The following is a 1,858-nucleotide window of genomic DNA, read 5'->3' on the forward strand; positions in this document are numbered from 1 at the left end:
TTTTGCTAAATCAATTGCATTTAATATTGGTTTCGATTTTCCGACAATCTTGTCAAAGGAATAGCGGTCTCCTAGCTGTTTTTCGAGTTTTTGAACTCTTTTTGCCAATGCTACCTTTTCGCTTGCATTATTTACTAATGGAATAATCTTATTGTTATCGTCTCCTTTGGTAATGTAATCAAAAGCTCCATTTTTAATTGCCTGTACGCCATCCGGAATATTTCCATATGCTGTCAACAAGATAATTTCAATTAACGGGTACTTCTCTTTTATTACTTTTGTGCTATCTACACCACTTCCGTCGGGTAATTTAACATCACAGATTACAACATCAATATCTTGCTCTTCCAAGCGTTTCAATCCTTTCTTTAAATCTGAAGCTTGAAATACTTCAAAGCCTTCTAGGGTAATAATTCTAGCAAGTAGTGTACGAATCTTTTCTTCGTCGTCGATGATTAGGATAGTGCTCAATGATTAAATTTTAGATATCAAACTTAAGTAAATTTTAGGCGAAACTTATTATGTATATCAGATACAATTTGTACCTAACGACCAAAATGATCATAGTTATCAGTTGCAAACTTTTCAAAACGTGTTAATAGGGCAATATTATCACGTTCCAATTGCGTTAGCTCTTTTGTTACATCATTGGAAACCGGCACATACCAATCCACCGGATCAAAGAATTGACGCACATTAATTTTAGTAAAAGCATATCCATGACGTGCAAAAATAGTATTTCGAATAATCTCTAAATCCAACTTCTTCAAATTTTTTAAATCGGCTTCTGTGAGCTTTGTTTTTGACGCATTGAGCGTATATACAACAGGCGATGCTGCACGATATAAATCATTAATAAAGGTGTAAGTTGAATCTCCGTCTGCCATCGTCTTTGATTCCTTTTTTGACGCATACCAATCAATTAATGGTTCGCTATTTTCATCATTAGGTAACATGAGATTAGCATTATAAACGAACTGTTTTTTTATTAATTTGAAATTCCTTTTTTTCACATTTACACTTTGATCAAATGCTGTCCAAGCCCCCTCTAAAGTATCTTTATTCAATTTGAACTCAAATCTTCCGTCAGATTTTTTATCTCCGGGCTCATCCAAGATAAAGGTGATCAAATTTCCATTTTCTTCTATTTTCCCTACCAAAGGTCTTAAATTTCCTTTTACCACATTTTGCGCAATGACTGTATCGGCTGTAATTCTTTTAATTGTCAAATTAATTTTAGGACTATAATCGAATTCAGCAGGAAACTCGCCTTGCTTTTCAAGAATTTCTTCCGAAACTTTTTCATCTACAGTAAAATCGCCTACCCAATTTCCATATAATTCTGGATGAATCTCATTTTCGACCATAGCTCCCGAAACTGATTGGTCTGAAGATTTTTTATCTGTTTTACTATTACAAGAGGTTAGCATGACGAATGCCAGTGCAATATAGAAAAGTCTTTTCATATTATTTATTACGGTTAATTATCCATTCTGCAATTATTAGATTTGGAATCCAGCCTAACCAGGCCACCAATTGGTATAGGTCCATGGGATAGGGATGAAAGAAATAAACTAATACAAGTTTCCAATAGCGCAAAGTTAATGCCGAACATGTCAATGCAAAACTTCTGATCATAAAATTTTTATGCGCTTTAAAATCTCCCGTTTTTGCTCTTAGAACAGCTTGAAGTGTAACGTAAAACCAAAATATTGCAAGTAATGTAAAGGCAATCTGAGCAACTGGTCCACCGTTAGCTTGCATTGCGATTAAAAAACCAGAGGGTGCTGCAACAATTAAAATAGCACCAGCATATAAATAACCAAATGCTCTATGTAAACGTGGGTATGTTCTTAAA

General features: G+C 34.2%; 3 protein-coding genes. All 3 read right to left on the minus strand.

The window, feature by feature from the left end; translation table 11 throughout:
* The coding region (locus L950_RS25135; RefSeq protein ID WP_021191542.1) for a response regulator at positions 1-471 on the minus strand (471 nt) is incomplete at its 3' end.
* Between the two features lie 74 nt (positions 472-545).
* Complete coding sequence (locus tag L950_RS25140; protein WP_021191543.1) at positions 546-1,466, minus strand: YARHG domain-containing protein; 921 nt, start codon at positions 1,464-1,466, stop codon at positions 546-548.
* A gap of 1 nt (position 1,467) precedes the next feature.
* On the minus strand, positions 1,468-1,858 hold a 391-nt coding region (locus tag L950_RS25145; RefSeq protein ID WP_021191544.1), incomplete at its 5' end, for a DUF2306 domain-containing protein.

Origin of the sequence: Sphingobacterium sp. IITKGP-BTPF85, assembly GCF_001006065.1 — a bacterium.
Lineage (GTDB): Bacteria > Bacteroidota > Bacteroidia > Sphingobacteriales > Sphingobacteriaceae > Sphingobacterium > Sphingobacterium anhuiense.